Source organism: Stenotrophomonas sp. YJH_SMC_79 (assembly GCF_059367995.1).
On sequence record NZ_JCAFRK010000001.1, the window covers coordinates 26,022 to 49,189 of the forward strand.

Annotated in this window: 20 protein-coding genes; 13 read left to right on the plus strand and 7 right to left on the minus strand. The window is 66.8% G+C overall.

Annotated elements, in window-relative coordinates; genetic code table 11:
• The first annotated feature begins 32 nt into the window (after positions 1-32).
• The 5 genes from AC5P57_RS00185 (at position 33) to AC5P57_RS00205 (ending at position 6,090) form a co-directional block, all read left to right on the plus strand.
• Positions 33-1,019, plus strand: coding sequence for a malate dehydrogenase (locus AC5P57_RS00185; protein ID WP_004153634.1), 987 nt, complete (start codon positions 33-35; stop codon positions 1,017-1,019).
• Positions 1,020-1,141: 122 nt separating this feature from the next.
• Complete coding sequence (locus AC5P57_RS00190; RefSeq protein ID WP_099551224.1) at positions 1,142-1,756, plus strand: RluA family pseudouridine synthase; 615 nt, start codon at positions 1,142-1,144, stop codon at positions 1,754-1,756.
• A gap of 632 nt (positions 1,757-2,388) precedes the next feature.
• A complete protein-coding gene (gene prpE, locus AC5P57_RS00195; RefSeq protein WP_262235957.1) occupies positions 2,389-4,269 on the plus strand; it encodes a propionate--CoA ligase in 1,881 nt (626 codons plus the stop codon).
• 215 nt (positions 4,270-4,484) lie between these two features.
• Positions 4,485-4,988 carry a hypothetical protein gene (locus AC5P57_RS00200; protein ID WP_142807324.1) on the plus strand — a complete coding sequence of 168 codons (504 nt, stop codon included), beginning with the start codon at positions 4,485-4,487 and terminating at the stop codon, positions 4,986-4,988.
• Positions 4,989-5,034: 46 nt separating this feature from the next.
• Complete coding sequence (locus AC5P57_RS00205) at positions 5,035-6,090, plus strand: suppressor of fused domain protein (protein WP_142807325.1); 1,056 nt, start codon at positions 5,035-5,037, stop codon at positions 6,088-6,090.
• Positions 6,091-6,157: 67 nt separating this feature from the next.
• Here AC5P57_RS00205 and AC5P57_RS00210 read toward each other — a convergent pair whose 3' ends face one another.
• The 5 genes from AC5P57_RS00210 to AC5P57_RS00230 all read right to left on the minus strand — a co-directional run bounded on the left by AC5P57_RS00210 (position 6,158) and on the right by AC5P57_RS00230 (position 11,717).
• A complete protein-coding gene (locus tag AC5P57_RS00210; protein ID WP_134529199.1) occupies positions 6,158-6,769 on the minus strand; it encodes a glutathione S-transferase N-terminal domain-containing protein in 612 nt (203 codons plus the stop codon).
• Between the two features lie 84 nt (positions 6,770-6,853).
• Complete coding sequence (locus AC5P57_RS00215) at positions 6,854-7,312, minus strand: cell wall hydrolase (protein WP_004154513.1); 459 nt, start codon at positions 7,310-7,312, stop codon at positions 6,854-6,856.
• Between the two features lie 298 nt (positions 7,313-7,610).
• On the minus strand, positions 7,611-9,641 hold the full coding sequence (locus tag AC5P57_RS00220) for an NADPH-dependent 2,4-dienoyl-CoA reductase (RefSeq protein WP_099551219.1): 2,031 nt from the start codon (positions 9,639-9,641) through the stop codon (positions 7,611-7,613).
• A 238-nt stretch (positions 9,642-9,879) separates the two neighbouring features.
• A complete protein-coding gene (gene yczE, locus AC5P57_RS00225) occupies positions 9,880-10,512 on the minus strand; it encodes a membrane protein YczE (protein ID WP_495219406.1) in 633 nt (210 codons plus the stop codon).
• Between the two features lie 185 nt (positions 10,513-10,697).
• Positions 10,698-11,717 carry a zinc-binding alcohol dehydrogenase family protein gene (locus AC5P57_RS00230; protein WP_099551217.1) on the minus strand — a complete coding sequence of 340 codons (1,020 nt, stop codon included), beginning with the start codon at positions 11,715-11,717 and terminating at the stop codon, positions 10,698-10,700.
• Positions 11,718-12,074: 357 nt separating this feature from the next.
• Between AC5P57_RS00230 and AC5P57_RS00235 the strand changes: the two genes are divergently transcribed.
• The 4 genes from AC5P57_RS00235 (at position 12,075) to AC5P57_RS00250 (ending at position 15,153) form a co-directional block, all read left to right on the plus strand.
• Positions 12,075-13,175, plus strand: coding sequence for an OmpA family protein (locus AC5P57_RS00235; RefSeq protein WP_005412354.1), 1,101 nt, complete (start codon positions 12,075-12,077; stop codon positions 13,173-13,175).
• 220 nt (positions 13,176-13,395) lie between these two features.
• Positions 13,396-13,902: a hypothetical protein gene (locus AC5P57_RS00240; protein ID WP_010483956.1), complete on the plus strand. Its 507-nt coding sequence runs from the start codon at positions 13,396-13,398 to the stop codon at positions 13,900-13,902.
• Between the two features lie 20 nt (positions 13,903-13,922).
• Positions 13,923-14,732, plus strand: a complete 810-nt coding sequence (locus AC5P57_RS00245) for a pseudouridine synthase (protein ID WP_142807330.1) — start codon at positions 13,923-13,925, stop codon at positions 14,730-14,732.
• A gap of 85 nt (positions 14,733-14,817) precedes the next feature.
• Positions 14,818-15,153 (plus strand): hypothetical protein, encoded by a 336-nt coding sequence (locus AC5P57_RS00250; RefSeq protein WP_005412356.1) that lies wholly within the window; start codon positions 14,818-14,820, stop codon positions 15,151-15,153.
• Between the two features lie 88 nt (positions 15,154-15,241).
• On the opposite strand, the gene kbl is transcribed toward AC5P57_RS00250, so the two are convergent.
• Positions 15,242-16,450: a glycine C-acetyltransferase gene (gene kbl, locus AC5P57_RS00255; RefSeq protein WP_099551280.1), complete on the minus strand. Its 1,209-nt coding sequence runs from the start codon at positions 16,448-16,450 to the stop codon at positions 15,242-15,244.
• Between the two features lie 206 nt (positions 16,451-16,656).
• Here kbl and AC5P57_RS00260 point away from each other — a divergent pair, with 206 nt between their 5' ends.
• Positions 16,657-17,352, plus strand: coding sequence for a TorF family putative porin (locus tag AC5P57_RS00260; protein ID WP_099551279.1), 696 nt, complete (start codon positions 16,657-16,659; stop codon positions 17,350-17,352).
• A gap of 121 nt (positions 17,353-17,473) precedes the next feature.
• Here the strand turns inward: AC5P57_RS00260 and tdh are convergent, their stop codons facing one another.
• Positions 17,474-18,496: an L-threonine 3-dehydrogenase gene (gene tdh, locus AC5P57_RS00265; protein WP_010483949.1), complete on the minus strand. Its 1,023-nt coding sequence runs from the start codon at positions 18,494-18,496 to the stop codon at positions 17,474-17,476.
• 292 nt (positions 18,497-18,788) lie between these two features.
• Here tdh and AC5P57_RS00270 point away from each other — a divergent pair, with 292 nt between their 5' ends.
• From AC5P57_RS00270 to folC, 3 genes are all read left to right on the plus strand, one after another.
• Positions 18,789-20,951 (plus strand): S46 family peptidase, encoded by a 2,163-nt coding sequence (locus AC5P57_RS00270; protein WP_495219407.1) that lies wholly within the window; start codon positions 18,789-18,791, stop codon positions 20,949-20,951.
• A gap of 245 nt (positions 20,952-21,196) precedes the next feature.
• On the plus strand, positions 21,197-21,841 hold the full coding sequence (locus AC5P57_RS00275; RefSeq protein WP_010483945.1) for a histidine phosphatase family protein: 645 nt from the start codon (positions 21,197-21,199) through the stop codon (positions 21,839-21,841).
• A 40-nt stretch (positions 21,842-21,881) separates the two neighbouring features.
• Positions 21,882-23,153, plus strand: coding sequence for a bifunctional tetrahydrofolate synthase/dihydrofolate synthase (folC, locus tag AC5P57_RS00280; RefSeq protein ID WP_099551277.1), 1,272 nt, complete (start codon positions 21,882-21,884; stop codon positions 23,151-23,153).
• The last annotated feature ends 15 nt before the right edge of the window (positions 23,154-23,168 follow it).

Here is a 23,168-nt window from a genome sequence, read left to right on the forward strand (position 1 = left end):
CATCAAACGCTTGCAAGCAAGAGGAAACCCCCATGAAAGCACCCGTTCGTGTTGCCGTGACCGGCGCCGCCGGCCAGATCGGTTATGCCCTGCTGTTCCGCATCGCCTCCGGCGAAATGCTGGGCAAGGACCAGCCGGTCATCCTGCAGCTGCTGGAACTGCCGGTCGACAAGGCCCAGGCCGCCCTGAAGGGCGTGATGATGGAGCTGGAAGACTGCGCCTTCCCGCTGCTGGCCGGCATGGTCGGCACCGATGACGCCGAAGTCGCGTTCAAGGACGCCGACATCGCCCTGCTGGTCGGCGCGCGTCCGCGCGGCCCGGGCATGGAGCGCAAGGACCTGCTGCTGGAAAACGCCAAGATCTTCACCGCCCAGGGTGCGGCGCTGAACAAGGTCGCCAGCCGTGACGTGAAGGTGCTGGTGGTCGGCAACCCGGCCAACACCAATGCCTACATCGCCATGAAGTCGGCGCCGGACCTGAAGCCGGAAAACTTCACCGCCATGCTGCGCCTGGACCACAACCGCGCGCTGAGCCAGCTGTCGACCAAGCTCGGCAAGCCGGTCGGTGGCATGGAGAAGCTGGTCGTGTGGGGCAACCACAGCCCGACCATGTACCCGGACTACCGTTTCGCCACCGCCGATGGTGCGTCGATCGCTGATGCGATCAACGACCAGGAGTGGAACGCCAACACCTTCATCCCGACCGTCGGCAAGCGCGGCGCGGCGATCATCGAAGCCCGTGGCTCGTCCTCGGCTGCTTCGGCCGCCAACGCAGCGATCGACCACGTGCGTGACTGGGTGCTGGGCAGCAACGGCAAGTGGGTCACCATGGGCGTGCCGTCCGACGGTTCCTACGGCATTCCGGAAGGCGTGATCTTCGGCTTTGCGGTGACCACCGAGAACGGCAAGTACACCCTGGTCAAGGATCTGCCGATCGACGACTTCAGCCAGAAGTACATCGACAAGACCCTGGCCGAGCTGGAAGAAGAGCGCGCCGGCGTCGCCCACCTGCTGGGCTGATGCAGGCGGTACCGGTGCGAGCCGGTACGTCTTCCATCAAGGCAGGTACCGACCGTTGGTCGGTACGCAGAAAACGGGGGGGCTTCGGCTTCCCCGTTTTCATTTGGAATTCCTGGAACCGCATGATCCACCTGCATTACATCGACGACGCGCTGCTGGTGGCCGAGAAGCCGGCCGGCCTGCTGTCCGTGCCTGGCCGCAGCGCCGAGAACCAGGACTGCGTGGTCGCGCGCCTGCAGGCGCTGTACCCGGACGCGTTGACCGTGCACCGCCTGGACCAGGTGACCTCCGGCCTGCTGCTGCATGCGCGCGGCAAGGACATGCAGGCGGCGTTGTCGATGCAGTTCGAGCAGCGCCAGGTTGGCAAGTGCTACGAAGCCGTGGTGCAGGGCGTGATGGAAGGCGATGCCGGCGAAGTGGACCTGCCGTTGATCGTGGACTGGCCGAACCGGCCGAAGCAGATGGTCGACCATGAGCGTGGCAAGCCGGCGTTGACCCGCTGGCGCGTACTGGCCCGTGATGTTGAGGCGCAGCACACCCGGGTGGCGTTGGAACCGATCACTGGCCGCAGCCATCAGCTGCGCCTGCACATGGCCAGTCTTGGCCATCCCATCGTCGGTGACGTGCTGTATGGCGCCGCACCGGCGCAGCGTGTGCATCTGCATGCGCGCAACCTGCGGTTCACCCACCCGCTGACGGGCGAGGCGCTCGCGTTCGAGTCCGCGACTCCGTTCTAGGGGTTCGGCAGGGCTTGCAGCCCTGCACCCGCAGAATCAACGTCAACGTCAAAAGCGGGCTATACGTGAGTTGGCGGGACGGTGTCGGAGTGCGGGGACGCCGCAAGTACGTCCCTGTAGGCTTGGCAGCCGCATCCATGCGGCTGACGCCCCGCACTCCGACACCGCCCCACCTTCGACAGGTTCACTCGGCTGTTGGTAACGCTGGCCGTTGTTCCGCGCAGCTGTTGGTAGGTGTCGACCTTGGTCGACACGATTTTTCTGTCAGATATCGAATGAATCATCCACGCATGGCGTGGATCTACCGCGTCGACCAAGGTCGACACCCACCAAGGCATAACGTCGTTCCAACAGATCGCAGAAAACTGTCGAAGGCGGGGTGGGTCCGGTTGCGGGGGCGTGAGCCGCATGGATGCGGCGACCGAGCTTACATGGACGGATTCACGGCGTCCCCCGCAATCGGACCCACCCCGCCATCTCCCAGTAAGCCAGCTTCTGCTGTTGCTTCGGCTTGGGCAGGTGCAGGGCTGCAAGCCCTGCAGAACAAACCCACCCCCTACCAAGGTAGGGCGGCCCGCGCGCCAGCGCCGGACTATCCTCGAACCCATGACTTTGTCTGGGAGGGCTGCGTCATGAACTACGAGGAAACCTACCGTCGCTCGATCGACGAGCCGGAGGCCTTCTGGGGCGAGGAAGCCAAGCGCATCCATTGGCATAAACCGCCGCAGCAGGTGCTCGACTACAGCAACCCGCCGTTCCGGCGCTGGTTCGTCGGCGGCGAAACCAATCTCTGCTACAACGCCGTCGACCGCCACCTGGCCGAGCGCGCCGACCAGCTCGCGCTGATCGCCATCTCCACCGAGACCAACAGCACACGCGAGATCACCTATCGCCAGCTGTACCGCGAAGTGAACGACTTCGCCGCGGTGCTCAAGCACCTCGGTGTCGGCCACGGCGACCGCGTGGTGATCTACATGCCGAACATGGCCGAGGCCGTGTTCGCCATGCTGGCCTGCGCGCGCATCGGTGCGGTGCACTCGGTGGTGTTCGGTGGCTTCGCCGCGCACAACCTGGCGCTGCGCATCGACGACGCCAGGCCCAAGCTGCTGATCGCTGCCGATGCCGGCATGCGCGGTGGCAAGCGGATTCCCTACAAGCCCATGGTCGACGCCGCCTGCGCCGAAGCGGCCTCGCCGCCGCCGCACGTGCTGATCGTGTCGCGCGGACTGGACGCGGCCGAACCGCGCGTGCCGGGCCGTGACGTGGAGTACGCCACGCTGCGCGCGCAGATCGGTGAGGTCGATGTGCCGGTGCAGTGGCTGGAAGCGAGCGAGCCGAGTTACCTGCTGTATACCTCCGGCACCACCGGCAAGCCGAAGGGCGTGCAGCGTGATGTCGGTGGCTATGCGGTGGCGATGGCGCAGTCGATGGAGACCGTGTTCGACTGCAAGCCGGGGCAGGTGATGTTTTCCACCTCCGATGTCGGCTGGGCCGTCGGCCATTCCTACAACGTCTACGGCCCGCTGATTGGTGGCTGCACCTCGCTGCTGTACGAAGGGCTGCCGACCAATCCGGACCCGGGCATCTGGTGGGCGCTGTGCGAGCAGTACAACGTGCGTACGATGTTCTCTTCGCCGACCGCCATCCGCGTGCTGAAGAAGCACGACGCGGACTTCATCCATCGCCATGACCTGGGCGCGCTGAAGTACCTGTTCCTGGCCGGCGAGCCACTGGACGAACCCACCGCGCACTGGATCAGCGAAGCGCTGGGCAAGCCGATCATCGACAACTATTGGCAGACCGAAACCGGCTGGCCGGCGCTGACCCTGCTGCCAGGCCTGGAAATGAAGCCGGTGCGCTTCGGTTCGCCCGGCTTCCCCAATCTCGGTTACCGGATGAAGGTGATCGACGAGAACACCGGCGAGGAGGTCGCGCCGGGGCAGAAGGGCGTACTGGTGGTGTCGCCACCGTTGCCGCCGGGTTGCATGAGCACCGTGTGGAATGATGACAGCCGCTTCCTGCAGAGCTACTTCAGCCACTTCAAGGAACTGTTGTACAGCTCGCTGGACTGGGCGATCCGCGACGACGATGGCTATACCTTCATCCTGGGGCGCACCGATGATGTGATCAACGTGGCCGGGCATCGCCTCGGTACGCGTGAGATCGAGGAAGCCGTTTCCAGCCATCCGCGCGTGGCCGAGGCGGCGGTGATCGGGGTCAAGGACGAGCTGAAGGGGCAGGTGCCGCTGGTGTTCGTTACCCTCAAGCAGGGGCTCAACGGTGAGGACCCGGCACCGGTGGTGGCGGAGATGATGGCCACGGTGACCACCTCGCTCGGCGCGGTCGCGCGCCCGGCGCACGTGCATGTGGTCAACGCACTGCCCAAGACCCGTTCGGGCAAGTTGCTGCGGCGCTCGCTGCAGGCGCTGGCCGAACAGCGCGACCCGGGCGACCTGTCGACGCTGGATGATCCCAGCGCGCTGGAGGAGATCCGCCGGGCGCTGGGGCGCTGACCCGAGAGTGCCGGCCGCTGGCCGGCAATCCCGTCAATCCGGAGGTTGCCGGCCAGCGGCCGGCACTACCCGCGGTACATGCGCTAAGCTCGGCCTGTCATTGACCTGCAACACGCGGCGCGCGCCGGGGAACGCGCGTGCCGCTTGGGGATGGCACACAGGGGAGCGTGCCCACCAGGGCACGCTGGCATGGCGCATCAAGGGAGGGGGATGCAATGGCATTGCTGCACGCCAAGACGGCCGCTGGCCGTCAGGAAATCGAAGACCGTGGCCGGCGCCTGCCGGCGGCACTGCGTTCGATCCTGCTGATGGTCGACGGCCATCGCGATGACACTGAACTGCGCGGCCTGTTCGAGGGCCTGCGCGCACCGGCCGATGCGCTGGAGCAGCTGGAAGCGCAGGGCCTGATCGAAGTGGTCGGTGGCAATGCCGAGGTGGCACCGGTACGTGGCATCAGCACCGGCCGCGAACGGGATCCGGCGTTGTACCAGCAGTTGTACGACGCGATGAGCGAGGCGGTGCGACGCCACCTCGGCCTGAAGGGCTATTTCATGCAGTTGAAGATTGAACGCTGCACCGATGCACTGGCGTTGGAGCGCCTGTGCCCGGAGCTGCTGGCCGCGGTGGGAAAGGCGCGCAGCCCGGCGCTGGCGCAGCGCTGGTGGCAGGAAACCCAGGCGGCCGTGGTGAGCGCTGGCAATGAGGTCGTGCAGGCCTGAATCACCACGTAAAGTGATCGGTTCACTTCCCCACAAGGAGTCCCGCGTGCAGGACGACCACGACGACACCGATACCCCCGGCTGGGATGCGATCAATGCGGCGCTGGCGCCCCTGTATGCCGGGCAGGAGCCGCGTCATTTCGGCACCGCACTGCCTTACACGCTCGGTGGCCGGGATCCGCTGGATGGCATCAGCGTGTACTGGGTGGATGCGCCGGTACCGCATTGGCACTACATCACCTACGGCTTCTCCGAGCTGTACACCAAGGAGAGCAGCGATGCCGCCGCCAGCGGTTATGGTTTCGAGCTGACCTTCCGCCTCGCTGCCGAAGCCGGTGAGCACGCCGGCAGCACGCCACCGGTGTGGCCGATGAACCTGCTGCAGAACCTGGCGCGCTACGTGTTTGGCAGCGGCAACGTGTTCGAGGATGGTCACCATCTGAATGCCAACGGTCCGATCGCGCTGGAGACCGGCACGCGCCTGTGCCACCTGGCCTTCATTGCCGATCCGCAGTTGCCGGCGCGCGACACCGCCAATGGCCACCTGCAGTTCCTGCAGCTGGTCGGGCTGACCGACGAAGAGATGGAGGCGGTCAAGCGCTGGTCGACGCGCGGCGTGCTGCAGGCGCTGCAGCCGGCGATGCCGCTGTGGATCAGTGATCTGCACCGCCGCAACCTGTTGGACGATCCGGCACTGGCAGCCCAGGTGCAGGCCGGCAGCGAGCGCGAGGGCTCCAGCACCGGCATGCTGTTCATCGAGACGTTGGACTGGAGGCAGGAGGCTGGCGTCACCACACTGGTGCTCGGCGCGGGCCAGGTCGCGAGCGTCTGCGAACTGCTGCCGCTGCGCCTGCGCCACGGAAAGTCGCTGGAACTGGCCAGCCGCGAGCGGCAGTGGGAGTTCATTCCAGCCGGGCGTGGTGACGTGGGCGACGTGTCGGCCGACAGCGCGCGCTGGGCGTTGGACGAGACGGGTCTGGAGACCCTGGCTGGCGTGCGTGCCGAACGTGGCATCTACCCGGTGGCGGGAACGCTGCGTATCGAGGTGGTGCCGACCTACCTGCGCGACGCCAACGGTGAAGTGATCCGCCAGATCGGTTGACTGCACCGATGAAACCGATGGGGTCGGAGCCGCCTGTTGTGCAGACGGATCCGACCCCGGGTCATCCTCAGGCCAGGCCCTCGGCCTTCAGCACGGCCTGCACGCCGGCATCGGCGTCCATGCGTGCCTTGTAGGCGGCCAGGTTGTCCAGGCCGGACAGGTCGACCTTGGTGCCGGCAGCCCAGCGCAGGGTGATGTAGAAGTACGGGTCGGCGAAGCTGCGGAAGCCGGCCAGCCACGGCTTGTCGGCAAGCTGCTTGTCGGCGGTCTCGAACAGGCTGCGCAGGCGCTTGTGCGCGGCGGCACGGATCGCATCGAACTGGCTTTCGTCGGCGATGAACTTGCCCGGTGCGAACAGCGGCGAGAAGGCCGGATGCACGTCGGAATTGACGAAGGCCAGCCAGCGGGTGGCTTCGGCGCGCTGTCGCGGGCTGCCGTCACCGCCGAGGCCGGCCTGCGGGCAGGTGTCGGCGATATAGCCCATGATCGCGGCGTTCTGCAGCAGCACGAAGTCGCCGTCGACCAGCGCGGGTACGGCGCCGGCCGGATTGATCTTGAGGAATTCCGGACCCTTCAGGGTGTCCTTGTTCAGCAGTTCGACCTCGAACGACTGGCCGGTCCACTGCAGGGCGATGTGGTCGGCGGTGGAACAGGCACCGGGCTTGCTGTACAGCTTCATGGGAACTCCAGGTGATGCGGGCGGGAAACGCCCACTATCCCAGAGCCTGCCGGCGGGCGGCAACGCTGCCGCCAGCACGGATTGTTACGACTGCCGCGGCTTGAGGTTCTGCACCTTATAGAAGGTGTGATCGCCGATGGTGGCCACCTGGTAGGCGTTGCGCCAGTTCGGGCTGGCGATGGACAACGCGGCGAAGTGGCTGGCACCGGGCACGATCTCGCGGCGCTCGCCGGCCGGCAGCGCCCAGTTGCGCTCGGCGTCGAAGGCGACGTTCATCGCCTCGCTCCAGGCAGCGTCGTTGCCCAGCTGGGTGCCGGGGGAGACGATCGTCGGTGCGAACTGCTTGCGCGCGGTGACCACCTGGCACATCGAGTCGCCCCACAGGCCGCTGTCGAGACGGCGCAGGGCGACCTCGGCAACGGCCTGCTGGCCGCGCAGGGTCTGGTCGCGGGCTTCCAGGTAAACGGTGGTGCTCAAACACAATGAATCAGCGGCCGGCTGCGGCAACAACTGCGACAGCCAGAGAATCCAGGCCAGTTTCATATAACTCCTTGCTCCGTATGGGCCGCACTCTCCACCTCCGGTCGCGGGGGGCGACAGGACGCGGGGTACGACTTGGCGTCATGGGGAGGCGGCCATCGGGGCCGCCCCGTGGGCGGCCCCAAAAGAAACGATCAGTACCGATCGAGGGGGCCGCACCGGCTCACCGGAAACTGGCTGGTGAGCGGAAGATGGCGCAAGGTAGGGGGGGATAGCCGAACGCATCGTGAACCACCCGGCTTGACATTCAGGTTCGGGCGGGGTGACGGAAATCACATTCCGCCCCCCATTCAGGCGCTCATCAGAGCGCGGCGGCGACCCGGCTGCCCTGGTCGATCGCCCGCTTCGCATCCAGTTCGGCGGCTACATCGGCACCGCCGATCAGCTGCGCGTTGATGCCGGCGGCCTGCAGTTCGGCCTGCAATGCGCGGTTCGGTTCCTGCCCGGCGCAGATCACCACCTGATCGACCGGCAGCAGCTGTTCGCTGCCTTCAACACGGATGCGCAGGCCCTCGTCGTCCACGCCCAGGTACTCGACGCCGCCGAGCATGCGCACGCCCTTGGCCTTCAGCGTTGCGCGATGGATCCAGCCGGTGGTCTTGCCCAGCCGCGCACCGGGCTTGCCCGGGCTGCGCTGCAGCAGCCACAGCCGGCGCGGCGAGGCCTCGGCCTGCGCCCGGGCCAGGGAGCCTCGTGATTCGAAGCTGGCATCGACGCCCCATTCGGCCATCCAGCGCTGCGGGTCCAGCGAGGGAGACTCACCGGCGTGGCTGAGGAACTCGCCGACATCGAAGCCGATGCCGCCGGCGCCGATGATCGCCGCATTGGCGCCCACCGTGACCCGGCCCAGGAGAACGTCCAGGTAGCTGACCACCTTGGCGTGGTCGGCGCCGGGGAAGTCGACCTTGCGCGGGGTGATGCCGGTTGCCAGCACCACCTCGTCGAAGCCAGCCAGGCTGGCTGCATCGGCTCGCGTGCCAAGGCGCACCTGCACGCCGGTTTCAGCCAGCTTGTGGCGGAAGTAGCGCAGGGTCTCGTGGAACTCTTCCTTGCCGGGGATGCGCTTGGCCACGTTGAACTGGCCGCCGATTTCGTCGTTGGCATCGAACAGGGTGACCTGGTGGCCGCGCTCGGCGGCCACCGTGGCGCAGGCCAGGCCGGCAGGGCCGGCGCCGACCACTGCGACCTTTTTCGGCGTGGCAGCTGGACGGTAGACCAGCTCGGTCTCGTGTGCGGCACGCGGATTGACCAGGCAGCTGGCCAGCTTGTTCTCGAATACGTGGTCCAGGCAGGCCTGGTTGCAGGCGATGCAGGTGTTGATCGCCTCGGGGCGGCCGGCGCGCGCCTTGTTCGGCCACTGCGGGTCGGCCAGCAGCGGGCGCGCCAGCGACACCATGTCGGCGCCGCCATCGGCCAGGATGCGCTCGGCGACCTCGGGCATGTTGATGCGGTTGGTTGCCACCAGCGGCACCTTCACATGCGGCTTGAGCTTGGCGGTGACACCGGCAAAGGCCGCGCGCGGCACCGAGGTGGCGATGGTCGGGATACGCGCCTCGTGCCAGCCGATGCCGGAATTGATGATCGTCGCGCCGGCGGCCTCGATGGCCTGGGCCTGCTGCACGATCTCTTCCCAGTTGCTGCCGTCTTCCACCAGGTCCACCAGCGACAGGCGGTAGATGATGATGAAGTCGGGCCCGCAGGCTTCGCGGATGCGGCGCACGATCTCGACCGCAAAACGCATGCGCTGGTTGGCGTCGCCACCCCAGCGGTCGGAGCGCTTGTTGGTGCGCGGGGCGATGAACTCGTTGATGAGGTAGCCCTCCGAGCCCATCACTTCGACGCCGTCGTAGCCGGCTTCGCGGGCCAGCTTTGCGCTGCGTGCGTAGTCGGCGATATGCCGCTCGACGCCGCTGGCCGACAACGCACGCGGGGTGAACGGATTGATCGGCGCCTTCAGCTTCGACGGTGCCACCGACAGGGGGTGGTAGGCATAGCGGCCGGCATGCAGCAGCTGCAGGCAGATCTTCGCGCCATGCTGGTGTGCGGCGGCGGTGAGCTGCCGGTGCGGGCGCACTTCCCAGGGCCAGGACAGCTTGCCGCCGAACGGCTTCAACCAGCCCACCACGTTCGGTGCGAAGCCGCCGGTGACGATCAGGCCGACACCGCCCTCGGCGCGCTCGGCGAAATAGGCGGCCAGGCGCGGGAAGTCGCGGGCGCGATCTTCCAGGCCGGTGTGCATCGAACCCATCAGCACGCGATTGCGCAGCTGGGTGAAGCCCAGGTCCAGCGGGGCGAACAGGTGGGGATAGGCGCTTTCGTTGGCTGGCGACATGGTCGATACGCTTGCGTACGGAAGCGCGAAGCGTGCCGGGAAACGGCGGCCGGGGCAAGGGGCGCGGGGGTAGTGCCGGCCGCTGGCCGGGTACGCTCGGCACATGCGTGCTGTCGCTCCCGCATTTCGCTGCGCGAACCGCGGGCCCCACTTACCGGCCTCCAACCCCCGCGCCTGCGGCGCTGCCCCCGAACTCCGGGGGCGGTAGTGCCGGCCGCTGGCCGGCATTCCAGTCAGCTCAGGGCGACTGCGGTTGCCGGCCAGCGGCCGGCACTACCGGCAGCGGCCGGCCAATCCCGAACCAGCCCAGCGTTACCCCGCACAGGGGGCCGATCAGCAGGGCGAAGGCGAGGGTGCCGACACCGACATTGCCGCCGAGCCACCAGCCCAGCAGCAGCACGCTGCCCTCGATCAGGCTGCGTACCTTCCAGATCGGCCAGCCGGTGCGGGCGTGCAGGCCGGTCATCAGGCCGTCGCGCGGGCCAGGGCCCAGCTTGGCACCGATGTACAGGCCGGTGGCCAGCGCGACCAGCAGCATGCCGGCGCAGAACATCGCCAGCTGCCAGCCAAGGCCGACCGCTGGCGGCAGCAGCCACAGCCCGAACTGCGCGGAGGGGCCGATCAGCATCACGTTGAGCACGGTGCCGACACCCGGCTTCTGCCGCAGCGGCCACCACAGCAGCAGCACCAGCGCGCCGATCACGTTGGTGGCCAGCCCGAACGACAGCGGCGTCTGCGCGGCGATGCCCTGCGACAGCACGTCCCAGGGCGCCACGCCGATGGCGGCACGGATCATCAGCGATGCGCCGAAGCCATACAGGAACAGGCCGGTGATCAGTTGCAGCAGGCGCAGGGGCAGGGCGGTGGGCATGGCGGCGCTCGGGGAGAGGGGGGATCTGTTTCCACCGTATTCCCGATTCATCCGCCGCCATAGATACAGATGCGGGCCAATCCGCCGCCACAGGCAGAATCCGTAGCCGAGCCCATGCTCGGCTGCTTTGCCTGGCCCCGTCAGCCGAGCATGGGCTCGGCTCTACATCGGCGTTCCAGCCTGGCTCAATCGCCCCAGCCCGCCAGCGCCAGCTTGCCCACCGTGCGTCCGCTGGCCAGGCGCTGATGCGCGATGTCCAGATTCGCCGCATTGATCGTGCCCAGCGTCTCGCTGAGGGTGCCGCGCAGCTGGCCAGCATCGATCATGCTGGCCGCGCGGCTGAGGATGCGGTGCTGTTCGATGCGGTCCGCAGTGGCGAAGCGCGAACGCGCGAACATGAACTCCCAGTGGATGCTGATGCACTTTGCCTTGTAGGGATCACCGATGCGCAGCGCGCCGCGTGGTTCGACGATGAGGCCGACATGGCCCTGTGGCGCCAGCAGCTGGCCCAACGCATCCCAGTACTGGTCGGTGTCGGCCAGGTTGAGGGCGACCTGTACTGCGTCGATGCCCAATGCCTGCAGCTGGGGCAGCAGCGGCTGCCGGTGGTCGATCACATGCTGGGCACCCATCTGCCGGCACCAGTCGATCGACGACTCACGCGAGGCGGTGGCGATCACCTCGAATCCGGCGTGCCGGCCCAACTGGATCGCCATCGATCCAACGCCGCCTGCTCCGCCGATGACCAGCAGGTGCTGGCCGGCATGGCGGCGATCATCCAGCTGCAATGGCATGCGCTGGAACAGCAGTTCCCACGCGGTGAGCGTGGTCAATGGCAGTGCGGCCGCTTCGGCGAAGTCGAGCGTGGTCGGCTTGCGCGCTACCAGGCGTTCGTCCACAAGATGGAACTGCGCATTGCAGCCCGGGCGGGTGACATCACCGGCGTAGTAGACCTCGTCGCCGGACGCGAACAGGCTGGCGTCCTCGCCGATCGCTTCGACCACGCCGGCGGCGTCCCACCCGAGTACGCGGGGTGCGTCGAGCGTGGCCGGATCGGTGGCCGCCCGCTGCTTGCCGTCGACCGGGTTTACCGAGACGGCCTCGACCCGGATCAACAGGTCGCGGCCACCCGGAGGCAGCGGCGGGGGCAGGTGGATATCGCAGAGGGCGGGGGCGGATTCACGACTCAGGGCGACGGCTTTCATCTCGGCTCCGGCTGGGTTCGTGGCTCCATCATAGAGTTCCTCACGTTTCAGCAGATGCGCTGAATCGCGTGGAGCAACCTGTTGAGCAATATGTCGTATTCCGCACCTAAACCCCGTCAAACCCTTGCAGCGTGAGGGTCTTGCGGATTTTCATCATCCTGTATAGGGTTTCAACGTCGGACCGGTGGAGGGTCGGGCACAACACTTCACATGTTACGGGACTGTTAACATGACCTTCACCCGCCTGAGCATAATGTTCGCGGCGGTGGCGTGCTGAATCGGCTGTCGAACATCGACGCACTAGTGCTGGCCCATGCCTCTACCGGTTTCATACCCCCGAAATAGGAGCTGTACTCAATGAACAAGAAGATCCTTACTGCCGCGCTGCTGGGTGGTCTGGCTTTCGCCCAGGCTGCGTCCGCGCAGGAGTTCGATGACCGCTGGTACCTGACCGGTTCGGCCGGCTTCAACTTCCAGGACAGCGACCGCCTGACCAATGACGCTCCGTTCGTCACCCTGGGCCTGGGCAAGTTCATCAGCCCGAACTGGTCGCTGGACGGTGAGCTGAACTACCAGAACCCGAACTTCGACGCCAACAAGGACATGAACTGGTCGCAGTACGGCGTCTCGCTGGACCTGCGTCGCCACTTCATCAAGGAAGGCCGCGGCTGGAACCCGTACCTGCTGGCCGGCCTGGGCTACCAGAAGTCGGAAGAAGAGTACAACCCGATCGGCGGTGGCCTGGCTGACCGCAAGGACGGCAACTTTGCCGCCAAGGTCGGCGTCGGTCTGCAGACCACCTTCGAGAAGCGCGTTGCTGTCCGCGCCGAAGTCGCCTACCGCGCTGATTTCGACGACCAGAGCGTGAACCCGAAGCGTGCCGGCAACGATGAAAGCTGGTTCGGCGACGTGCTGGCTTCGGTCGGCGTCGTGATCCCGCTGGGCCCGGCTCCGGTCGCGGCTGCTCCGGCCCCGGCTCCGGTTGCCCCGAGCTGCGCCGACCTGGATGACGACGGTGACGGCGTCAACAACTGCGACGACAAGTGCCCGAACTCGCAGCCGGGTCAGACCATCGGTCCGGACGGTTGCCCGGTGCCGGTCTCCATCGACCTGAAGGGCGTCAACTTCGACTTCGACAAGTCGAACCTGCGTCCGGACGCCGTGGCGATCCTGAGCGAAGCCACCGAGATCCTGAAGCGTTACCCGGATCTGCGCGTTGAAGTCGCCGGTCACACCGACTCGAAGGGTACCGACGCTTACAACCAGAAGCTGTCGGAGCGTCGTGCTACCGCCGTGTACAACTACCTGACCAAGAACGGCGTTGACGCCGGTCGCCTGGTCGGCCCGATCGGCTACGGCGAGAGCCGTCCGATTGCTCCGAACACCAACCCGGATGGTTCGGACAACCCGGAAGGTCGCGCCAAGAACCGTCGTACCGAGCTGAACGTCCAGAACTAAGTTCTGACGCTCTGCCCGCAAGACACAGCAGGACCCGGCTTCGGCCGGGTCTTGTTGTTTCTGAGGTCCGGAATCCAGGCATCTGTTGATCCGGGAACAACCGTTCGTCGGGTTTTTGCTCGTAAAACCAATGAGTTGCCGTATTCATTGAAAGTGGCGCTTGAAAGCTGTCGCGGCATTGCTAAACTCGCCGCGTCACTTCCTTTCGTGGATGCTCCTCATGCTGCGCTCTGCATCGGCTGCCTTCCTGGCGCTGGCCTTGGTTCCCGCCGCCCACGCTGCGGTCGATTGCTCGGTCAACACCAGCGCCTCGCCGCTGCCGTTGCCGGCCACGACCATCGCGCCGGTGGCCGACGAGCTCTACATCCGTGGCAACCAGCTGGGCATGCCGGCCGGTGTGCTGAGCAGCAACTATGATCCGTCGCAGTCGCTGGACCAGGTGCTGCAGCGCCTGCGCATCGACGGCTGCCAGAACATCGCCAAGGCCATTCCGAGCGCACCGGCGGTGAAGCCGAACGATCCGGCGGCCTACAAGCCGCAGACCGAATTCGACAACACGCCCTGGCGCTTCGACATGAGCCAGAACGGCAAGCGCATGACCGCCGAAGAGTTCGACGCCTGGATGAAGGCGCGCGGCGTGCGCGTGGTCAAGGCGCGTCCGGCTCCGGCCGCCACGCCGGCACCGGCTGAAGCACCGGCTGAGACCAAGCCGGTCGACAAGAAGTAAGCGCCGCGGGGAGCAGAGGCTTGCGCACGCGCCGCCCGCCTGCCGCCCCCGCCGCCCGCTCCCACGCATCGCGTGGGCGTGCGACTCCCGGTGCCACAGCCGCCGGTGTCCGTCATGGCCTGGCGCGCGTGCTGTCCAAGGCCGGCGTGTGCTCGCGCAGCGAGGCCGCGCGCTGGATCGCCGAGGGCCGCGTACGCGTCTCCGGCCGCATCGTGCGGGATCCAGAGTTCCCGATTGGCCAGCCGGCGCCGCCGATCGAGGTCGATGGCCAGCCGATGGGCGCGCCGCAGCGCCTGTACCTGATGCTCAACAAGCCGCGCGGGGTGGTGACCACCGCGCAGGACGAGCGTGGCCGCGACACCGTCTACCGCTGCTTCGATGGTGCAGGGCTGCCGTGGATCGCGCCGGTCGGGCGTCTGGACAAGGCCAGCGAGGGGCTGTTGCTGTTCAGCAACGATCCGCAGTGGGCCGCGCGCCTGACCGATCCGGAAACGGGTCCGCAGAAGACCTACCACGTGCAGGTGGACCGCCTGCCCGACGAGGACACCCTGGCTGCGCTGCGCGCCGGTGTCGAGGACGAGGGCGAGTTCCTCGTCGCCCAGGCCGTGCGCGTGCTGCGCAGCGGCGACAAGACCGCGTGGCTGGAGGTGGTCCTCGACGAGGGCCGCAATCGCCACATCCGCCGCCTGTTGGCGGCCTTCGACCTGCAGGTGCTGCGCCTGGTTCGGGTCGCGATCGGTGGGCTGCAGCTCGGCGATCTCGGCAAGGGGCAGTGGCGGGTGCTGGAGGTCAGTGACCAGCAGCGGCTGGGGGCCGCTGCACCGGGCTGATCATCGCCCGCGGCCGGCAGCTGCCGGCCACCGTTCCAGGCGTAGGGGGCGCCTGGTTGCTGAATTTCCCGAACGGAGCCTGCCCATGTACCACCCGACCCTCAACCAAACCCTGCGCTGCGCAGGCCTGCTGCTGCCGATGGTGCTGCTGACCGCCTGTGGTGGCCACAAGAAGGTGGCCAAGGCGGAAACGCCGGCCGAAACCCCGGTGGTGGAAGTGAAGACGCCGGAACTGGATGGTCGCGGCAGCTACCGCTTCCTGATGAGCAACGGCGACAAGAAGATGACCGCCGATGAATTTGATGCCTGGATGAAGGCCAACGGCATCCGCGTTGCCAAGGGCAACGGCCAGGACGCTGCCGCCAAGCCGGTGGTGGTGGCCAGCAAGGACGAGCCGAAGGGCAAGAAGAAAAAGAAGTGATGCCTGTGGGTGTCGACCTTGGTCGACACGCCTTGACCGGTGGGGTCAGAGCCCTTTCCGCAGGAAAGGGATCCGACCCCGGCCATGATCAACCCTTGATCACGCCCAGCTCGACACCGATGCGGGTGAACGCATCGATTGCGCGGTCCAGCTGTTCGCGGGTGTGCGCGGCACTGATCTGGGTACGGATGCGGGCCTGGCCCTTGGGCACCACCGGGAAGAAGAAGCCGATCGCGTAGATGCCTTCTTCCAGAAGACGCTCGGCGAACTTCTGCGCCAGCGGTGCGTCGTACAGCATCACCGGGCTGATCGGATGCACGCCCGGCTTCACGTCGAAACCGGCGGCGACCATCTTCTCGCGGAAGTGGCGGGTGTTCTCCACCAGGGTGTCGCGCAGGTCATCGGCGGCGGCCAGCATCTCGAACGCCTTGATGCCGGCGGCGACCACGTGCGGCGGCAGCGAGTTGGAGAACAGGTAGGGACGCGAACGCTGGCGCAGCAGTTCGATCACCTCGGCGCTGGCGCAGGTGAAGCCACCCAGCGCACCACCCATGGCCTTGCCCAGGGTGCCGGTGATGATATCGATCTTCTCCAGCACGCCCTTCACTTCAGCCGAGCCACGGCCGGTGGCGCCCAGGAAGCCGGTAGCGTGGCATTCGTCGATGTGCACCAGCGCGTTGTACTTCTTCGCCAGCGCGGTGATCTCGTCCAGCGGGGCGATGAAGCCGTCCATCGAGAACACGCCGTCGGTGGTGATCAGCTTGGTCTTGCAGCCGGCGGCATCGGCGGCCTGCAGCTGGGCTTCCAGGTCGGCCATGTCGCAGTTGGCGTAGCGGAAGCGCTTGGCCTTGCACAGGCGCACGCCGTCGATGATCGAGGCGTGGTTCAGTGCATCGGAAATGATCGCGTCATTCTCGCCGACCAGCGGTTCGAACAGGCCGCCGTTGGCATCGAAGCAGGCGGCGTACAGGATGGTGTCCTGCTTGCCGAAGAAGTCGGCGATCTGCTTCTCCAGCTGCTTGTGCAGGTCCTGGGTACCGCAGATGAAGCGCACCGAGGCCATGCCGAAGCCGTGCGTATCCAGCGCATCCTTGGCGGCCTGGATCAGGTCCGGGTGGTCGGCCAGGCCCAGGTAGTTGTTGGCACAGAAGTTCAGCACCTTGCGGCCGTCGTCGAGGGTGATCTCGGCCGACTGCGGGCTGGTGATGATCCGCTCGGACTTGAACAGGCCCTGGGCGCGGATGGCGTCCAGTTCCTCGGCGTAGTGGCGGGTCAGGGCGGAGGAGGCGTCGGTCATGGCGTGGGCACGGCTCTGAACGGGGAAACCGTTGATTCTACCGGGCATCGCCGCCTGCCGACCGGCCCGGGCCGGGCATCGCCACGGCCGGCACATGTTGCATCGCAATAGCAAACTGGTTAAAAATTCGTGAACCGGAGCTGTCCCGCTCCGGCCGCTACGCCCGCTCCCCGCCTTCCACGCCACCGCCCCCACCGGAGACGCTCATGAAGCACGCCCGTGCCTGCCTCGCCATTGCCGCTGCCCTGACCCTGGCCGCCCCGTTCGCCGCCAGCGCCCAGGAAAACGAATCGCCGTACAGCTGGAACGTCACCGCCGTTTCCGATTACCTGTTCCGTGGTGTGTCGCAGACCGACGAGGATCCGACCCTGCAGGCCGGTTTCACCTACACCAGCCCGGTTGGCCTGTATGCCGGCGTGTGGGGCTCGGGCGTGGATTTTGGTACGGGTGACCCGAAGACCGAGGTCGACTACCTGATCGGCTATGGCGTGGATGTCACCGAGCGCGTCAACGTCGATGTGCTGTTGAACCGCTACACCTACCTGAAGTCCAGCCACCAGAACTACAACGAGCTGATCACCACCACCACGCTGGATGACACCTACAAGCTGACGGTGGCCTACACCAACGATGTCTGGAACAGCAGCACCGATGGCTGGTACTTCGGCCTGGGCGGCAGCTGGGGCCTGCCGAAGGACTTCACCCTGAATGCCAATGTCGGTCGCAGCACCTTCGAGGACGGCATCGCCAAGGATTACACCGACTGGAACGTCGGCGTCGCGCGCCAGTTCGGCCTGTTCAATGTCGGCCTGGGTTACTACGGCACCGACGGCAACGGCCGTGACAACTCCGGCAAGCTGGCCCACAGCCGGGTGATGCTGAGCGTGGCCGTCGGCAAATAACGCCGCAGGCGTTACGGGTAGTGCCGGCCGCTGGCCGGCAACACCAAAGAAAAAGGCGCCCAATGGGCGCCTTTCTCGTTTCGGTAGCGCCGGGCCATGCCCGGCGTCGCCGTGTGCCGGATCAATTCCAGCTGAGGACCACCTTGCCGGCCTTGCCTTCTTCCATCAGGTCGAAGCCCTTCTGGAAGTCGTCGATCGGCAGCTGGTGGGTCATCACCTTGCCGAGCGGGAAGCCGGACAGCACCAGCTGGGTCATCTTGTACCAGGTCTCGTACATCTTGCGGCCGTAGATGCCCTGCACGGTCAGGCCCTTGAAGATGATCTTGTCCCAGTCGCAGCCGGCGCCCTTGGGCATGATGCCGAGCATGGCGATCTTGCCGCCGTGGTACATGCAGTCGAGCATGTCGTTGAACGCACGCGGGTTGCCGCTCATTTCCAGGCCCACGTCGAAGCCCTCCATGTGCAGTTCCTTCATCACGTCCTTCAGCGACTGGTTGGCCACGTTGACCACGCGGGTGGCGCCCATGTCGGCGGCCAGCTTCAGGCGGAAATCATTGACGTCGGTCACCACCACGTTGCGCGCACCGATGTGCTTGCAGATGCCGGCGGCGATGATGCCGATCGGGCCGGCACCGGTGATCAGCACGTCCTCGCCGATCACGTTGAACTCCAGCGCACAGTGCGCGGCGTTGCCGTAGGGGTCGAAGAACGCAGCCAGCTCCGACGGGATCTGGTCCGGGATCGGCCACAGGTTGCTGGCCGGCATCACCATGTATTCGGCGAAGGCGCCGTTGACGTTGACGCCGATGCCGACGGTGTTCGGGCACAGGTGCGGGCGGCCGCCACGGCAGTTGCGGCAGTGGCCGCAGACGATGTGGCCTTCGGCCGAGACGCGCTGGCCGATCTCGTAGCCGGTCACTGCCGAGCCGAGTGCGGCGACGCGACCGACGAACTCGTGGCCGATGGTCAGGCCCGGCTTGATGGTGCGCTGGCTCCACTCGTCCCACAGGTAGATGTGCAGGTCGGTGCCGCAGATCGCGGTCTTCTCCAGCTTGATCAGGACCTCGTTCGGGCCCGGGGTCGGAACCGGAACTTCTTCCAGCCAGATGCCCTTGGCCGCTTCGCGCTTGACCAGGGCCTTCATCGTTTGCTGCGCCATCGGGGTGGAACTCATCAGGGGGAAAGCGCGGATTATAGGGTGCCGCGCGGATTTCCCATGTTGCGCTGCGGGTGCCGTGGCGGAACGAAAGGCGTGCGCCGGCGGGCGTTTCGAACGTGGCCGCTGTGCTCGTCGGGCCATGCCCGGTGGATGCGCGGGTGCCAACCAAGGTTGGCTGCTACCGGGGCATCGGTGCGCCCGGCCCATGACTTCCGGGGTTCGGGGCGGGGCAGGGCGGCGGGCTACAATCGAGGGTTCCACTACCAGGGGCCGCTCCATGCGCTCGAACCTGCTTGCATTCTCCATCGTCGCCAGCCTCGGGCTGGCCCAGGTCGCCCATGCCGCTGAAGGCATGTGGGTGCCGCAGCAGCTGCCGGAAATCGCCGGCCCGCTGCAGAAGGCCGGCCTGAAGCTGTCCCCGGAACAGCTGTCCAACCTGACCGGCGACCCGATGGGCGCGGTCGTCGCCCTCGGCGGCTGCACCGCCAGCTTCGTCTCGCCGCAGGGCCTGGTGGTCACCAACCACCACTGCGCGTATGGCGCCATCCAGCTGAATTCGACCGCGCAGAAGAACCTGATCAAGGACGGCTTCAACGCGCCGACCCTGAAGGACGAGCTGAGTGCCGGCCCGAACGCCCGCGTGTTCGTGCTCGACCAGATCACCGACGTCACCGCCCAGGCCAAGGCCGCCATCGCCGGCGCCGGCAACGACCCGCTGGCCCGCAGCCGCGCGCTGGACGCCTTCGACAAGGCCCAGGTCGCCGCCTGTGAAGCCGATGCCGGCTTCCGCTGCCGCCTGTACAGCTTCTCCGGCGGCAATACCTACCGCCTGTTCCGCAACATGGAAATCAAGGACGTGCGCCTGGTCTACGCGCCCCCGGGCAGCGTCGGCAAGTTCGGCGGCGACGTCGACAACTGGATGTGGCCGCGCCACACCGGCGATTTCTCGTTCTACCGCGCCTACGTCGGCAAGGACGGCAAGCCGGCCGCCTTCACCGCCGACAACGTGCCGTACCAGCCCAGGCACTTCCTGAAGTTCGCCGACCAGCCGCTGGGCGCCGACGACTTCGTGATGGTGGCCGGCTACCCGGGCCGCACCAACCGCTATGCCCTGGCTGGTGAGTTCAACGAAACCGCCAGCTTCACCTACCCGACCATCGCCAAGCACTACAACGCGGTGCTGAAGATGATCGCCGATGCCGGCAAGGCCGACGCCGACGTCAAGGTGAAGTACGCCGCCACCGCGGCCAGCATGAACAACGTGGCCAAGAACTACCTGGGCCAGCTGGAAGGCTTCAAGCGCATCGACGCCGCTGGCCAGAAGCAGGCTGAGGAAGCCGCCGTGCTGGCCTGGCTGAAAAAGCAGGGCGCTGCCGGCAAGCCGGCCCTGGCTGCACACGCGCAGCTGCTCAAGCATCTGGATACCAGCAAGTCGACCCGCGAACGCGACCTGTTCGTCGGTCAGTTCAACAACACTTCGGCCGTTGGCGCAGCGATCACCCTGTACCGCCTGTCGATCGAGCGCAGCAAGCCGGATGCCGAGCGCGAAGCCGGTTACCAGGAGCGCGACCTGACCACCATCGAAGGTGGCCTGAAGCAGATGGATCGTCGCTACGTGGCGAAGATGGACCAGCAGCTGCAGACCTACTGGCTGGACCAGTACGTGGCCCTGCCGGCCGCACAGCGCGACAACGAAGTGCTGAACAAGTGGCTGGCCGGCAGCGATGCTGCTGCGGTGAAGTCGCTGGTGGCCAAGCTGGGCGGTACCGAACTGGGCAGCCTGGACACCCGCCTGAAGTGGTTCAAGGCCGACCGTGCCGCGTTTGAAGCCAGCAGCGATCCGGCCATCCAGTACGCCGTGGCTGTCATGCCGGCACTGCTGAAGCAGGAAGAGCAGAAGAAGATCCGCGAAGGCGAATCGCTGACCGCACGTCCGCTGTACCTGCAGGCCGTGGCCGACTACAAGAAGAGCCAGGGTGAGTTCGTCTACCCGGACGCCAACCTGTCGCTGCGCATCACCTTCGGCAACGTCATGGGCTATGGCAAGGACGGCGTGAAGTACACCCCGTTCACCACCCTGGAAGGCGTGGCGGCGAAGGAAACCGGTGAGGATCCGTTCGATTCGCCGAAGGCGCTGCTCGATGCGGTCAAGGCCAAGCGTTACGGCGGCCTGGAAGACAAACGCATTGGTTCGGTGCCGGTGAACTTCCTGTCCAACCTGGACATCACCGGTGGCAACTCGGGTTCGCCGGTGCTGGACGCCAATGGCAAGCTGGTCGGCCTGGCATTCGACGGCAACTGGGAATCGGTCAGCTCCAACTGGGTGTTCGACCCGGTGATGACCCGCATGATCGCCGTCGACAGCCGCTACATGCAGTGGATCATGCAGGAAGTGGCGCCGGCGCCGCAGCTGCTGAAGGAATTGAACCTGGCGAAATGATCCGTTTGCGGTCGCTGGCGGTCTATCCACGCATGGCGTGGCTCTACTGGCCGCCTCCGGCAGCGCCGGGCCATGCCCGGCGGAATCCGTAGGAAACCTGAAACCCCGCGACCCACGTCGCGGGGTTTTTTCATGCCCGGCCCGGCCCGGCCCGGTGCGCCGAACAGGTATCATCCGTGTTCCGCGTACTTCACAGGATGTGAACGAAACGCGGAAACCTCCTCCCCCCAGGACCCCTTGCACGCATGCGCATCCTGCTTGCCCGCCACGGCGAAACGCCGTGGAACGCCGAAGGCCGCTACCAGGGCCAGATCGATATTCCGCTTTCGCCGATCGGTGAAGCCCAGGCCCAGGCACTGGGTGCCCGCTTGGCCTCGGTCGACATCACCCGTGCCGTCGCCTCGCCGCTGTCGCGCGCGCAGCGCACCGCGCAGCTGGCACTCGGTGCCGCCCGTGCCGACATGCTGCTGACCGAGCCGGAGCTGCAGGAAATCGCCCACGGCGAGTGGGAGGGCCTGCTGGCCAGCGAAATCAACGAAAAGGATCCGTCGCGCCTGCAGGCCTGGCGCGAGGAACCCGATACCGTGCTGATGCCCGGCGGTGAATCGCTGCGCCTGGTGCTGGAGCGCAGCTGGCGTGGGCTGGCGCGCGCCACCGAAGGCCTCGGCGAGCACGACACCCTGCTGGTGGTCGCCCATGACGCGGTCAACCGCGTGATCCTGTGCAAGGTGCTGGGCCTGCCGATCTCCCGCCTGTGGACCTTCCGCCAGGCACCGACCACGCTCAACCTGCTCGAAGGCGCCGACCTGGACAGCCTGGAAGTGGTGCGCCTGAACGACTGCGCCCACCACACGCCGTTCTTCGGCGAAGCCAAGCACCGCGCCCTCTGATCCATCCCCCGCATCAACTGCTTCTGCTGGAACCGCTGCCGTGACGAACACCCCGACCACCCTGGCCGACTGGCTGGACTACATTGAACGCCAGCACCCGGCGACCATCGACATGGGCCTGGAGCGCGTGCGCGCCGTGGCCACGGCGATGGGCCTGGGCGCGCCGGCCACGCGCACCATCGTGGTCGGTGGCACCAACGGCAAGGGCTCCACCGTGGCCTTCATCGAGGCCATCGGCCGTGCTGCCGGTTGGAAGGTCGGTGCCTACACGTCGCCGCACCTGCTGCGCTACAACGAGCGCGTGCGCATCGACGGGCAGGACGTGGACGATGCGGCGCTGGTCGCCGCGTTCAACGCCATCGAGGCCGCGCGTGGCGAAATCACGCTGACCTATTTCGAGTACGGCACGCTGGCTGCGCTGCAGCTGTTCGCCGACGCCGGGCTGGACCTGGCGGTACTGGAAGTGGGCCTGGGCGGCCGCCTCGATGCGGTCAATATCGTCGACGCCGACGTGGCGGTGATCACCACCGTGGACATCGACCATGCCGAGTGGCTGGGCGAGGACCGCGAAGCGATCGGCACCGAGAAGGCCGGCATCATCCGCGGCTGGAAGCCGGTGATCCTGGGTGAGACCGATCCGCCGTCCAGCGTGCTGGCGCGTGCCTATCTGGTGGGTGCCAACGCGATCCGCGGCGGCAGCGATTATTTCTACGAACCGATCGATGCCCAGCGCTGGCGCTGGCGTGATGTCGGCCTGCGCATGGAGCTGCCGACCCCGGCGCTGGCCGGCCCGATCCAGCTGGCCAATGCGGGTGCCGCCATCGCTGCGATGCGTGCGCTGGACAAGCCGGTGCCGCGCGCGGCCTGGGCTGCCGGTATCGCGGCAGCACGCATTTCCGGCCGCATGCAGGCATTCGAGCGGGAGGGCGTGCAGATCCGCGTGGATGTCGGCCACAACCCACAGGCGGCGGGCCAGCTGGCGCGCACGCTGAAGGCCGAGGTCTCGGCCGGACGCACCCTGGCGGTGTACGCCGCGCTGCAGGACAAGGACGCGGTGGGCGTGGTGCAGGCGCTGCAGGATGTGGTGGGCGAATGGATCCTGGCTGGGCTGGATGGCCCGCGTGGGCAGAGCGCCGCCCAGCTGCAGGCGCGCCTGGCCGGCACGGCCGCGGCCAAGGCGCAGCTGGCCGATACCGTCGAACAGGCACTGGCGCAGGTGCTGGCCCAGGCCGAGCGCGGCGACCGCGTGCTGGTGTTCGGCTCCTTCCATACCGCCGCAGCGGCCCTGCAGATGCTGCAGGGCGATGCCTGATCCGCGTTCAGCCAA

What these genes read in the sequence shown, in the direction of transcription:
- tdh (WP_010483949.1), bottom strand. Translation starts at nt 18,496, where the DNA reads ATGAAGGCCCTGGTCAAGCGCGAAGCGGCCAAGGGCATCTGGCTGGAA.
- AC5P57_RS00275 (WP_010483945.1), top strand. Translation starts at nt 21,197, where the DNA reads ATGCGCATCCTGCTTGCCCGCCACGGCGAAACGCCGTGGAACGCCGAA.
- AC5P57_RS00235 (WP_005412354.1), top strand. Translation starts at nt 12,075, where the DNA reads ATGAACAAGAAGATCCTTACTGCCGCGCTGCTGGGTGGTCTGGCTTTC.
- AC5P57_RS00240 (WP_010483956.1), top strand. Translation starts at nt 13,396, where the DNA reads ATGCTGCGCTCTGCATCGGCTGCCTTCCTGGCGCTGGCCTTGGTTCCC.
- AC5P57_RS00220 (WP_099551219.1), bottom strand. Translation starts at nt 9,641, where the DNA reads ATGTCGCCAGCCAACGAAAGCGCCTATCCCCACCTGTTCGCCCCGCTG.
- AC5P57_RS00200 (WP_142807324.1), top strand. Translation starts at nt 4,485, where the DNA reads ATGGCATTGCTGCACGCCAAGACGGCCGCTGGCCGTCAGGAAATCGAA.
- AC5P57_RS00190 (WP_099551224.1), top strand. Translation starts at nt 1,142, where the DNA reads ATGATCCACCTGCATTACATCGACGACGCGCTGCTGGTGGCCGAGAAG.
- AC5P57_RS00210 (WP_134529199.1), bottom strand. Translation starts at nt 6,769, where the DNA reads ATGAAGCTGTACAGCAAGCCCGGTGCCTGTTCCACCGCCGACCACATC.
- kbl (WP_099551280.1), bottom strand. Translation starts at nt 16,450, where the DNA reads ATGACCGACGCCTCCTCCGCCCTGACCCGCCACTACGCCGAGGAACTG.
- AC5P57_RS00260 (WP_099551279.1), top strand. Translation starts at nt 16,657, where the DNA reads ATGAAGCACGCCCGTGCCTGCCTCGCCATTGCCGCTGCCCTGACCCTG.
- AC5P57_RS00250 (WP_005412356.1), top strand. Translation starts at nt 14,818, where the DNA reads ATGTACCACCCGACCCTCAACCAAACCCTGCGCTGCGCAGGCCTGCTG.
- AC5P57_RS00270 (WP_495219407.1), top strand. Translation starts at nt 18,789, where the DNA reads ATGCGCTCGAACCTGCTTGCATTCTCCATCGTCGCCAGCCTCGGGCTG.
- AC5P57_RS00185 (WP_004153634.1), top strand. Translation starts at nt 33, where the DNA reads ATGAAAGCACCCGTTCGTGTTGCCGTGACCGGCGCCGCCGGCCAGATC.
- prpE (WP_262235957.1), top strand. Translation starts at nt 2,389, where the DNA reads ATGAACTACGAGGAAACCTACCGTCGCTCGATCGACGAGCCGGAGGCC.
- yczE (WP_495219406.1), bottom strand. Translation starts at nt 10,512, where the DNA reads ATGCCCACCGCCCTGCCCCTGCGCCTGCTGCAACTGATCACCGGCCTG.
- AC5P57_RS00230 (WP_099551217.1), bottom strand. Translation starts at nt 11,717, where the DNA reads ATGAAAGCCGTCGCCCTGAGTCGTGAATCCGCCCCCGCCCTCTGCGAT.
- AC5P57_RS00215 (WP_004154513.1), bottom strand. Translation starts at nt 7,312, where the DNA reads ATGAAACTGGCCTGGATTCTCTGGCTGTCGCAGTTGTTGCCGCAGCCG.